Here is a 12,630-nt window from a genome sequence, read left to right as displayed (position 1 = left end):
CATTAGGCACTGTATTACTTTCAATCTATTAGTTTAGATCAACCCGTGGAGAACTTATTTTGATTCCTTTTGGAGTCATAGATATGTGACTCGAACCACAACTAAACATTATTTCTGTGTCAGATTCTACTATTATTTCTCCATTTTCTGCGTGAATCTTTATTGCATCTTTTTGTGTTACATTCATGTCTATTGCCCTAATATTACCTGCATCATTAATATATTGAACAAAGAATCCGTTTGAAGTTTTTTTAATTACTCCTAAATTACCACCAACACCATTACCTTGACCCCAAATCATTTCTGGATAGCTGAATTGATCATCTTCTTTGGTTAAATGTAGCTTAAACTTAGTAATATCACTCTTCGCTGATGTGCCAGTATTTAATTTAACGAAGTTATCGCGAATATAAACATAGTCATGTGCTTCATTGTCCTTTTTAACAGCCTTCAAGCTGTTCACCAATAGATCAGAAATATAGCCATCTGTTTCCTCATCAAGAACTAAATCTCCATCCATGTCTGGTTCGATTATCAGTTTTCTTGCACGAAGTGTACCATCAGTGTGAATCCACATTCTTTTCTCTTTTTTCACATCAATAGCAATACCTTCGTTGGCATTCAATCTTATTTGTTCTCCATGTCTTCCGTTAATTGTGATACCTTCAATTGAATCAAAGATAATCGCTTCCCCAAGTTCAGCATCAAGTATTCTCAGTCTTTTTGTACTCATATCTTCTGCGAATAGATTCCCATCTTTGTCTGCATAGAATACCTTATACCACGATGGCGATTGTGCTGTACCATCATTACGTTCTATCTTAATGCCATAGGTAGCATTAAGAGTCGTTTTATTCATGTAATTACCTCTGGTAACTACAACACCATTTTCTGCGTCGATGACAGTGTTGTTGTAATTTCTTCCTAACTGTAAAGAAGACTTCTCTAAGAAGTCTGCAAGTTTCGCTCTTGCACCCTCATATGCTTTGTAAAAGTCCTCCCATTTTTGATGGAAGATTTGCCTTGTCGAGTGTAAGTCATTAACGATGTGAGTTGTTACGTTCATATTAGCGAATACAGGAGTCATGTACGTAGTCAACGAATTGTATGTGTTGTTCAATTCATTCCCAGCGCCAACCAATTGATTTTTCGCATCATCCAAACCGTAATAGGAAGAGTCTCTGTCATTATAAATAGTCGTTGTATACCTGTTTATTTGCTCTTTTAGGGTAACGTATTGTTTTGTAATACTCTTGTATTGGTTGGCTAAAGTTATCTTTTCCATCGACATAATTACATCATCAAGAATAATGGAGTCTAACACAGTAAAGTCAAAATTCAGTGCATCAGCATCAAGCAACACATCTCCAAGTTTGGTTTCTATACACAATCGTTTCGCAACCAAATCTTCCGCAATTAACGTTCCATCTTCATATGAAGAATTCCCAATCGAAGCATAGACTTTATTTACCCACTTGTTCTTCTCCCATTTTTGCAGAGCCAAACCATTCGTAGCATTTAACACCGAACGATACTTTCCATCACTTCTTAGGGCAATGAATCCATATTGACCAATTACAACGTTGTTGTAGAATTGACCCATATTAAGACCAGAGTAGAATTGGGCATCCTCGATTTTATTCCGAAGATTCTTCTCTTCATCGTAGTAGGTCTTAAACTTTAAGATGAACTCAGCACGATCTGGAATCTCACTCGTTTGGTCTGTCTTGGGAGAGTTGATGTTGATGTTGAGTGGGTCTGGTGACACTACATCGATATATTGAGAGATATAAGTCAACAATGCGAAATAAGCATCTGTGAGCGGTTGTGTCGAATATAGGTCGATTGTACTTGGAGTTTTGGAAAGGAATTGTGCTTCCATATCAAAAATATCATCACGCTGAGAGCGTTGATATTCAGCCGCTTGTTCAAGCATTCTGTGATATCCAGAATTGATCTTGTACAACTCAGTGATTATTTGCATTTTCTCCATTGAAGTAAGTTTATTGTCCATTACGATATTGTCGAAATCACCGATGTTCAGATAATTGTTCTCAGCATCAAGAATCAAATCGCCTACGTTGTTTACAATCTTGATATTCTTAGCCACAAGGTCATGCGAGTAAAGTGTTCCATCTTTCGGGTCTGCCCATAAGATTTTCTCCCAACCATCGGGATGCTTGACAGTATCATTTGACTTTCTATCAATTACGAATCCTTCGATTTGGTCAATCTTCACTCTCGTTATATCATTGAATGACCAGAGTCCGAATTTATCTGGATTCTCATCTACCAAACCAAGCTTCATTACAAGTCTTCCATTGCGGTCAAAGATTTCACCTTTAGAACCTTGGAATTTCAGAACGCCATCTTCATCTTCGAGTGCAAGGTTCACACCTGCTTTCCATATACTCTTTCACCAACAATTAGATGTTTTTTAAAATGGTTTAAAATGCTTTCATAGTTTATTACCTTTAGATTCTCTTTTTCCTTAATCTGATACTTCAAATATTCACTGATACCTTCTCGATTTACCCTAAATACAGTTAATGTACCACCAATACCTTCATATGATATCTCGTCAAATACTGCTTTATATACCTCACGAACATTTTTCCCAGCTGAAACACTATTACAAACTGAATTATATGACTCCATTACTCTAATTCCTGCCGTGACGATGTTGACGTCACCTTCTGGTATATCTGTGTATGTAACAATGTCGAAATTATTATATGGGGAAAGCTGATATAACCATGTTTTATTTTCTTTATATTCACCAATAACAACATCAACAACTTCATCTTGGTGTGTATCAAGGAGAATTTCTCTTAGAAAATAAACACTTTTTGTTTTATGAGATGAAAACATAGCCATAATTCGATAACAATAATTTAGATCACCTGAACAAAAAAGAACCAAGTTGTCGAATTTAAACAACTTGGTCGCTTTCGTATCCAGTCTATATAACTGATCGTCTAATAATAATGAGGTTGCTGAGTCAGAACCTATAAATAGATCATTGTTTGTCTGAATTATTGTAGCGTTACTCAATTTCATTCACCTCTTTACAGGGCATAGATGTATCTCTCTTATCTCCTCTGAGAAGCTGATTATGAATGATCGATACATATTCTCTTTTTCTTTGTGAAGATTAACCACCTCATTTTCATACATTGATAGCATTGCTACAGAAACCCCAACTATTGAAGCAATGTCTTTTAACTTAATCTTTTTCAGTTTGCGTAACATCTGGTAATTCTGTCTTAGGCTAAAATCAAATTCGTTTCTCATGGTATCCTCCTCAAAATGTCTTCTTAACTATTTAAGTGTTACTGGCTGAAATAATTAATCGATTTTGGCAGGGGAATGGAATACTTGTTTAAGAAGCAACTTAACCGTACATATAATAAGGAAGCGACAACATGTTAATTATCAATTAGATGGTAAAACATTGATGATAAATGTATAATAATACTATACAAGCGTGTAGTTGCTACAGTTTGAAGTATTTACCCTAGAACAGAAAATCATTATGAACCGTGATTCCTTATGTAGTAAGGCTTATAGGTGTGAATATCGAAACACTCAGTTGTCCTTATCACAGCAGGCGCAACGCATAAGGTGAATATCGGAACGATTCTGAAGACGATTCGCGAAGCGGGCAAAATACCTGCGCAGCGTGATACGAAATACAATATCCTGCGGGTGTTTGAAGAAGAATCGAATGTAGATCGTGATTTTATTATGCAAAATTAATTTGGCAACAGCTACCCTAAGCGGTAGCTGTTTTTTTATGGTCTTGATGAGAAATTCGCCTTGATTCTGGACTTGCTGGGAAAATCCTCGTTGTATATCTGATTCCTAAAGCCCATATACTGAATAAGAACATTGTTCGGGAAGGAGCAAGTCACATGGAACTGTTTACAGTCACAATCACGACGACTTCCGATGAAGCCAGGTCTAAATTTCATAGTCAGATGGAACATGAATTTGCTGATTTACATATGCAGCCGGAAGGCGTTACGTTTACGGAAGCGAGAAATTCCCCTGAATATCAAATGACATGCCATGGCATCTTGCCAGGATTTAAGTTAACGGAGCATGCGACGAAGGTCTACAGCAAGGCGGCGAATGTGTTAGCAGAATATATTCTCGAAGTCAGAGAACGTGCGGTGCTGCGGCGAATTATTCGCAAAGAATTTCACTATAAACAGGCAGAAGATCTGGATAAGATCGAGACATACTGTATGGAGTTGCTGCAAGAGACCACCGAAGAGTTCCGCACACCCGATGATCGTGAACGGAGGAAGCGGCTTCTCGTACAGGAAATTACGCAATATTTTGAAGAGAACACCACACTTCATGTGGAAGGGTTCATCCGATTCCGCTTGGATGCCTATACGAAGGAACTGCGCGACATTGTAGAATATGCGGTTGATGAATATATCCTTGACCAACAGTATCATGAATTTATTGCGCTGCTCAAATATTTCGTCTTCGTGCAGGAGACCAAAATTCCTGTAGCGCATGTAATGCATCGAGGGGATCATCAATTCGTGCTGCTGAATGATCAGATGCGCCCGATCGAGACGAAGCAAATGACGAGTGTTGTGGTCGAGATGCCTGATCATGATATTGAGGTGGAGGATATGATCGTAAGCACGTTAATTACGGTCTCCCCGCAAAAAATTTACATTCATACGCGCGAGCCGGAACTGCAAGTCATTAAGACAATTCAGCAAATTTTCGAGAGCCGCGCACAGCTATGCGTCTATTGTCCCGTCTGCTCGCCTTATTTGAGCGAGAGTGCGCAGCAGCATGATTAACTTCGTTCTGTATAAATATAACTGGGAATCCGCTTGACCTCCTCTTCGAATGGATTTATAATAACGGTATTCAAAATCGCGAATAGCGATGACAAAGACATGAGTCCTTGGTTGAACTGTCCAGAGAGAGGAAACATTGGCTGCAATTTCCTTCAGAGCTCACCAGCGATTTACCCCTTTGTAGCTGATCCATCGAAGGATAGTAGATGTATCCGATTCATTCTCGTTATCGAATGCACTAAGGAACGTGATGAATGCAGACTTTATGGTCTTGTGTTTCCCGTTCGAATTAGGGTGGAACCACGGGTATATAACACTCGTCCCTTTCCGGGATGGGTGTTTTTTGTTGTTTTTATATTGAAGGAGGAACAGGAATCATGTCAGTGAAAGTAACTTTGCCAGATGGCGCCGTGCGCGAATATGAAGCAGGCAGCAGCATTGAAGATGTTGCCGCATCGATCAGCAGCGGACTGAAGAAGAATGCAGTAGCAGGGAAATTGGATGGAAAAATCGTGGATATCTATACACCGATCGATGCAGATGCAGCGGTGGAGATCGTAACCCTCGATAGCAAGGATGGGCTGGAATTGATGCGTCATAGTACAGCGCATTTGATGGCTCAAGCGATCAAACGTCTGTACAAAGAGCACAACGTGAAGCTGGGGATTGGCCCAGTTATCGAAGATGGCTTCTACTACGATATCGATATGGAGCATTCCTTGAATCCGGAAGATCTCGTGAAGATCGAGAAGGAAATGGAGCGTATCGTGAATGAGAACCTGCCGATTCGCCGTCGTGTCGTAAGCCGTGACGAAGCGCTTCGCATCTATACAGAGCTAGATGATAACCTGAAGCTTGAATTGATCCGTGATCTGCCAGAAGATTCGGTGCTCACAATTTATGATCAAGGCGAATTCTTCGACCTCTGCCGTGGACCTCACGTACCATCGACAGGTCGTATCAAAGCCTTCAAATTACTAAGCGTAGCAGGCGCTTACTGGCGCGGAGATTCCAAGAACAAAATGCTTCAACGGATTTATGGTACAGCTTTCGTGAAGAAAGCAGAACTCGATGAGCATCTACGTCTCTTGGAAGAAGCGAAGAAACGCGATCACCGTAAACTAGGGAAAGAGCTGAAAATCTTCACGTTCTCCCAACAAGTCGGACAAGGTTTGCCACTGTGGCTGCCGAACGGTTCAAAGCTTCGTCGTACATTGGAGCGTTATATCGTAGATCTAGAAGAACGTCTAGGCTATGACCATGTCTATACACCAGTGCTCGCGAACGTGGAGTTGTACAAGACTTCCGGACACTGGGAGCACTACTCGGAAGATATGTTCCCGAAAATGGTCCTCGATAATGAGGAGCTCGTTCTTCGTCCGATGAACTGTCCGCATCACATGATGGTGTTCAAGAGCGAAATGCGCAGCTACCGCGACCTTCCGGTTCGGATCGCTGAGCTTGGAACGATGCATCGCTATGAGATGTCAGGTGCGTTAACAGGCTTGCACCGCGTACGCGCAATGACGCTGAACGATGCGCATATTTTCTGCCGTCCGGATCAGATCAAGGAAGAGTTCGCACGTGTCGTGAACTTGATCCGCAAAGTCTACGAAGATTTCGGTATCAAGGATTACCGGTTCCGCCTATCTTACCGTGACCCGCAGGATACAGAGAAGTACTTCCAGAACGACGAGATGTGGGAAATGTCTCAGCGTATGCTGCGTGAAGTGGTGGAAGAGCTTGAGCTTCCATTCTTCGAAGCAGAAGGCGAAGCGGCATTCTATGGACCGAAGCTTGACGTACAGATTAAGACAGCTCTTGGTAAAGAAGAGACATTGTCGACAGCGCAGCTCGATTTCTTGCTGCCTGAACGCTTCGAGCTTGAATATGTAGGCGATGATGGTCAGAAACACCGTCCAGTCGTGATCCACCGCGGTATTATCAGTACAATGGAGCGTATGACGGCTTACTTGCTGGAGAATTTCGCAGGTGCGCTTCCGCTCTGGTTGTCGCCAGTACAAGCGAAGATCATTCCTGTATCGAACGCGTTCGAAGATTATGCGAAAAAAGTCGCTGAGAAGTTGCAAGAGCAAGGCATACGTGTGGAATCGGATCTTCGCAATGAGAAGCTCGGCTACAAAATCCGTGAAGCACAGCTGGAGAAAGTGCCATACATGTTCGTCGTCGGTGAGAACGAGAAGAACGATGGCGGCGTCTCCGTCCGTCAGCGCGGCGTAGGCGATCAAGGCTTCCTCAAGTTGGATGCGGCTGTGGCGCGCCTTTCCGAAGAGATTCGTACCCACTTGATTTTCTAATTCCATATACATGATGATCGAGAGATCCCTTACTTGGTTTCAAGTGGGGGATCTTTTCTCATTATAGAAAAGGTTAAAATTTTATATGTACAACATTAAAAAAGTTCATGTCCTAAGAAGCTTAGAATCGTTATAATGATGGCACATGGTTGGTTCGTATCAAGTTAAATAGCAGCCTGATCAGGGAGCTGATGTCATGAGACAAGTCAAAGCTAACGTAAGGATCACAGGTCACAAACGCTATTTCATCGGGGTCGGCATCGGAATTTTATGTATGTTAATCGGCATTGCAGCATGGCGAATGACCTCCTACGCATCAGGGGATGATGTTGTATTTACGATTGATCAAGCGAAGGTAACGGAGGGGGAGTTCGAACTTTTTTTGCAAAATTATAAAGCGCTTACAACGAGCTACTTCAAGCGAACCTATAACGCGGATTATGACGAGAACTTCTGGAACTCGACCTACAACGGAGAAAATCCGCTTGATTATGCGAAGCGAAAAGCGATGGATGACCTAAAGCAAGTGAAGATCGAGCAAATGCTCATGCAAGAGCAAGGGATCGTCTCTGATATTTCTTTCGCTGCTTTTCTGAAGCAATTCAAGAAGGAAAACGAAGAACGGCAAGAAAAGGTCCGCAAAGGGGAGCCGATTTATGGCCCACAGCAGTATGGCGCGAGCGAATATTATTCCTATGTGCAGAACATGAATAGGCAACGCTGGATGGATTCATTGACGAAAGAGGCGATGAATACGCAATCAGAGAAGACGCTGCAATCGATGTATGAGGAGATGAAACAAGAATTTTTCCACCAGGGTTACAGCTATACCTATGAGAAAATATCACTCTCTGGCACAACGGAAGCGCAGCATGTGTTGGAGACGTTAAGGCAAGAAGCAACGAGTTATCGATCGACCAAGGACGATATCGGGCGGTTGAATCTATCGCAAGCCATTCATGTGGAACGGTTAAGTTTAGACATGGATGATGTATCGAAGGATGATGATCTTGCACACAACCTCAATCAATTGTTCATGCAGATGAAGCCGGGATCATTCTCGGGCATTGACTCCTATGGCGAGGACACCGTTATGTACCGGCTGATCGCTATCCAGGATAAAGGGTATGAATCCTATACGAAGGTCCGTATGGCTGTCGTTCAAATGGCTGTTCAGAAGCAAGTGGAGCTCCAGATAAGTCAGCGACTGAGTAAAGCTGTGGTTGAGGTACATCCAGATGTACTTCAGCGCATTTCGTTTACTTAGCCGCTCTTATAATAATGTATGAGGAGGATACTGCATTGAACAAGAAACGGATGAACAAGGGGTTGCTCTTGCGATGTCTATCCGCGCTGCTGATCGTGTCGATGACGATGCCCATGATGAAGTCGCCTCAAGCTCTCGCCGCATCAGCTGATCAGACGGGGCAAGAGCAGGTTCAGACGCAAGCCGCTTCCGGGAACACCTATTACGTCAGTGCGAATGGGCGCGATGATCAAGATGGATTATCGCAAGCAACAGCGTGGAAAACACTCGACAAGGTGAATCTGACGCGTTTTGGACCGGGAGATCGCATTCTTTTCAAGGCTGGTGATGTCTGGAACGGTTCGATCAAGCTGCGGGATGTGTCCGGGACGAAGGAAGCGCCAATCGTATTCAGTCATTATGGGGATCTTGCGCAAGCGGGTAGACCCGTCCTGAACGGGAATGGCACAACAACAACGGAAGAAGCAGCAATCGTCAAAAACTATACGGGCGTCAAAGATAAGACGATGTCTGCTACGATTGATGTGGTGAATGGCAGCTACTTGGAATTCTCGAACCTCGAAATTACGAACAATAATCCTGATGTCGTATCGCAGCGGGCTGGAATCAATATTCGTACGGCCTCGACGACAACAGCGGAATGGGAAGCCAATCCGCACCAAGGGATTACGATCAAGAACAACTACATCCATGATGTGGACGGGAACCCGAAAGGTTGGAAAATCGGCAGCGGCGGCATTCTGCTGCTCGGGAATATATCGGATGTGCTCGTGGAAGGGAATACTGTGAAGCGGGTGGATATTGAGGGAATTCGCAATGCGGGATTGTATAAGGAAGGCGACGTGAATGCGAATTTTCCGAGAGTGCTGAAGAATGTGAAATTCAATAACAACTACGTTGAGGAAGTGCAAGGCGACGGATTTGTGATGAGCAATATCGGCAGCGAAGGGCGGATGGAATACAATACGGTTGTGAAGCATTCAGCCAAAAACGTCGGTAATGTCAACTATGCCGGGCTCTGGGTCATCGGCGTCAAAGACATGATCATGCAGTACAACGAAGTGTATGGCGGCATCTATGGCTACAATGATGGTCAAGCGTTCGACGTGGATATGTTCTGCGAGGGAACGCTCTATCAATACAATTACAGTCACAGCAACCGAGGTGGATTCATTCTATTTATGAGCGGTTCGAAAAATTCCGTCGTGCGTTACAATGTCAGCGTGAACGATGGGGACGGAAGATACATATTCCATTACCTGCCGACGGGCTCAGCAGACGCGCCGTTGATTCATAACAATACATTCTTCACGGATGCGAACATTAACACGAAGCTGATGAGCGATTCGGGTAAATACATGCGATTGTATAACAACATTTTCTATTCGAAGGCTAATACAGGCATGGGTACGGAAACTTTCGCTGGAGGCGAAGTGAAGAACAATATCTTCTACCCTGGGACGAATTATCAGAATGCCAAATTTACCGGTATTTCATTCAAGGACAATCTATTCACCAATCCGAAATTCGCGAGACCAGGCGAAGAACCGAAAGATCTCATCCAAGCACAGCAAAGTGTATTCGATGTCAATCGACTTAACGGATACAAATTGCTATCTGGTTCCCCAGCGATTGATGCAGGTCTTGATATGACGGCTATGACTCCATCGGTCTGGTCCCCGGCAGCAGTCGACTTCTTCCGCAATCCGATTACGAACCCAGCCAAGGTGGATATCGGGGCACATGAGTTCGCGAATGATGAGCCAACCGAGCAGTCACCGGAAATTGTACCGCAGTCGATCACAATCGACCGGACGGATGTCAGCTTATATGCAGGGCATGTGGGGATGTCACTAGATGCCGTCGTTGCGCCTGCCAATGCATGGTTCAAAACCGTAACATGGTCCAGCTCGAATCCAAGTGTGGCAACGGTGAGTCCAGACGGGTACGTTACCCCGATGGTTCCCGGCGAGGCAACGGTGACTGCGGTGAGCACCGTCAATCCGAACATCAAAGGAGAAGCACGTGTGCGAGTGCTAGTGCCATCTGCAGTGACTTCATACAAAATAACGAGTGATGTGCCTGAAATAACGGTAGCAACGACACAGGTTCAGCTTCGATTGGAAGGGGTGACGGAAGGTGGGAATACGCTGCCACATGCGCCTTACTATCAAGTGAATTATAAGTCAGGGCAGCCTGGGGTCGCTGTCGACGCCCAGACGGGTAAGCTCGAGGTGAAGGGAGACTTAACGGGCGTAAAGGCTGTCAATGTCACGGCAGAAGTGCAGGAGTATAAAGACATCATCTTCACGCAGAGCTTTGAATCCGGTTGGGGGGATTTCGTACCGGAGACAGGAACATCGATTACGACAGGCACCATTTCGGATAAGGTGGCCTTCCAAGGCAAACAGAGCGCGCTCTTCACCGTTGGTAATGGCTCGAATGCCATTCAGAAGCTGTTCGGTGCCACCCAACAAGGAATCGTGTCGATGATGCTGTATGACGATGGATCGCGGGATACGAAGACGCGTGTTGTCGCCCATGTCGGGAACGCAAGAACGACGCTCTTGGCAGGGATGGGGTTACTCTATGACGGTGGTACCTACGGATCCCTTGATTATTATTCGGTTCGTGTCAGCAGTAATTCCCAGGCATGGGAAGCAACGACCGTCAAGCGCAGCAAGGGTTGGCATGAGCTGAAATGGGATTATACGTCCGGTACGGACCTTAAAATGTATATTGACGGACAATTGGTGAAGTCGACGACGGTGATCAAGAATTTCGATCGGATTGTGCTGGGGTTCTTGTGGGATAGCGCGAATGGACGGACGTTCGCCTTCGATAATATCAAGTACGCGCTCAGCGATGCCAAATTAACATATCAAGCTTCGCTAAGCATCCCAGTCATATCCGACGTAAAGGAACTGGCAACGACACTGACAGGCAACGATACGGTTCAAGCTGGAGCGGACATGAACGTGAATTTCGGATTGAAAAATGTGGCAAGCAGCGTCTATGCGCAGGATGTAACCATTCAGTACGACCCTGCGGCGTTCGATTTCATCAGCGCTACTTCGATCAAGGATCGGGTTAGTATCGTCGAGAAGAAGGTTGATTCATCAGCAGGCAAGCTTCGATTGATTGTCGCAAGCGAAGGAGAGGGCAGCGGCGTATCGGGTACTGAATCGATTATCGAATTAAGTTTCCGGGCGAAGCGAACGGATGTCGCGAAATCTGCGTTGTTCACCGTTAAGCAGATGACCGTCGCTGACGGAGAGGGCGTAGAATCGATTGCTGCTGCATCCTCGCTATCCGTACAGATTACACCAAATGATCCGGGCATTCCTGGAGATATGAACCAAGACGGCAAATATTCCATTGGGGACCTAGCGATCATCGCAGCGCATTATGGAGAGACTTCAGCAAGTCCGAATTGGAGTCAAATTGCTATGGGAGATATCGATCATAACCATGTCATTGACATCAACGACCTAGCATGGATTGCCAGCCAAATCTTGAAATAAACCAACAGCGACACACCTTCGTCTCATGGATGCGGAGGTGTGTTTAATTTTTTGCGGACATCGATGCATAAAATGTCGAATCTCTGGAGAGCCTTTCGGGATAAGGGGGAGATATCCATTATGCTTCGAGGCATACGTAGAACAAGGTTCATATTTAGCTGGGTGATTGTGATTGCACTTACGATCGGTTTGTTGTTCCCACTATCTTCATTTCAGGCGTCAGCACAAGAGAAGCCGGTCAAGGAAGGGATTATTCCGGAACCTAAAGATATTCTAGAAACACTCAGCGTTGTGGCAACAGGATATACCGCCGGGATTGAATCGACAGGCAAACGCCCTGGTCATCCGCAATATGGTATTACGTATTCCGGCGTGAAGGTGAGACGTGATAAGAACAAAATATCAACGATTGCTGCAGATCCGAGCGTACTGCCGCTGGGCACGGTTCTGTTCATACCGGGCTATGGATATGGCATTGTAGCAGATACCGGATCAGCCATTAAAGGCAATAAAATCGACTTATATTATAAAACCACGAAGCAAGTCTACAAAGAGTGGGGCAAAAAAACATTGAAAGTTCACGTTATCAAACGCGGAGACGGCAAAGTTACCGAGAAGCTGATTCATGAGCTGAATGAGGCTGTCATTGTGCATAAGACGCCGAAAGAAGTCGCATAATACTTCTTGGAGGT

At 44.4% G+C, this 12,630-nt stretch carries 8 protein-coding genes and 1 pseudogene; 6 read left to right on the top strand and 3 right to left on the bottom strand.

Features of this window, described 5'->3' with window-relative positions:
- Positions 1 to 28: 28 nt before the first annotated feature.
- Genes GCU39_RS17805 through GCU39_RS17795 form a run of 3 tightly spaced genes read right to left on the bottom strand, consistent with a single transcriptional unit; the run spans position 29 to position 3,294 of the window.
- Positions 29 to 2,395 (bottom strand): hypothetical protein, encoded by a 2,367-nt coding sequence (locus tag GCU39_RS17805; protein WP_152394749.1) that lies wholly within the window; start codon positions 2,393 to 2,395, stop codon positions 29 to 31.
- Positions 2,392 to 3,054, bottom strand: coding sequence for a type 1 periplasmic-binding domain-containing protein (locus GCU39_RS17800; protein ID WP_152394748.1), 663 nt, complete (start codon positions 3,052 to 3,054; stop codon positions 2,392 to 2,394). Before GCU39_RS17800 ends, GCU39_RS17805 begins: the two co-directional genes overlap by 4 nt.
- 6 nt (positions 3,055 to 3,060) lie before the next feature.
- Positions 3,061 to 3,294 (bottom strand): helix-turn-helix domain-containing protein, encoded by a 234-nt coding sequence (locus GCU39_RS17795; protein WP_152394747.1) that lies wholly within the window; start codon positions 3,292 to 3,294, stop codon positions 3,061 to 3,063.
- A 300-nt stretch (positions 3,295 to 3,594) separates the two neighbouring features.
- On the opposite strand from GCU39_RS17795, the pseudogene GCU39_RS17790 reads away from it, so the two are divergent.
- From GCU39_RS17790 to GCU39_RS32040, 6 genes and pseudogenes are all read left to right on the top strand, one after another.
- A pseudogene (locus GCU39_RS17790) lies at positions 3,595 to 3,759 on the top strand (dehypoxanthine futalosine cyclase); the annotation flags it as partial.
- Between the two features lie 155 nt (positions 3,760 to 3,914).
- On the top strand, positions 3,915 to 4,829 hold the full coding sequence (locus GCU39_RS17785; RefSeq protein ID WP_152394746.1) for a putative sporulation protein YtxC: 915 nt from the start codon (positions 3,915 to 3,917) through the stop codon (positions 4,827 to 4,829).
- A gap of 377 nt (positions 4,830 to 5,206) precedes the next feature.
- Positions 5,207 to 7,147, top strand: coding sequence for a threonine--tRNA ligase (thrS, locus tag GCU39_RS17780; protein WP_152394745.1), 1,941 nt, complete (start codon positions 5,207 to 5,209; stop codon positions 7,145 to 7,147).
- Positions 7,148 to 7,343: 196 nt separating this feature from the next.
- Positions 7,344 to 8,414, top strand: a complete 1,071-nt coding sequence (locus GCU39_RS17775) for a hypothetical protein (protein WP_152394744.1) — start codon at positions 7,344 to 7,346, stop codon at positions 8,412 to 8,414.
- Between the two features lie 35 nt (positions 8,415 to 8,449).
- Positions 8,450 to 11,938 (top strand): cohesin domain-containing protein, encoded by a 3,489-nt coding sequence (locus GCU39_RS17770; protein WP_193726531.1) that lies wholly within the window; start codon positions 8,450 to 8,452, stop codon positions 11,936 to 11,938.
- Between the two features lie 120 nt (positions 11,939 to 12,058).
- Positions 12,059 to 12,616, top strand: a complete 558-nt coding sequence (locus tag GCU39_RS32040) for a 3D domain-containing protein (RefSeq protein ID WP_152394742.1) — start codon at positions 12,059 to 12,061, stop codon at positions 12,614 to 12,616.
- The last annotated feature ends 14 nt before the right edge of the window (positions 12,617 to 12,630 follow it).

Source organism: Paenibacillus guangzhouensis (assembly GCF_009363075.1).
Classification (GTDB): domain Bacteria; phylum Bacillota; class Bacilli; order Paenibacillales; family Paenibacillaceae; genus Paenibacillus_K; species Paenibacillus_K guangzhouensis.
Note: the sequence above shows the minus strand (reverse complement) of the source record. Positions and strands in the feature narration are given on the sequence as shown.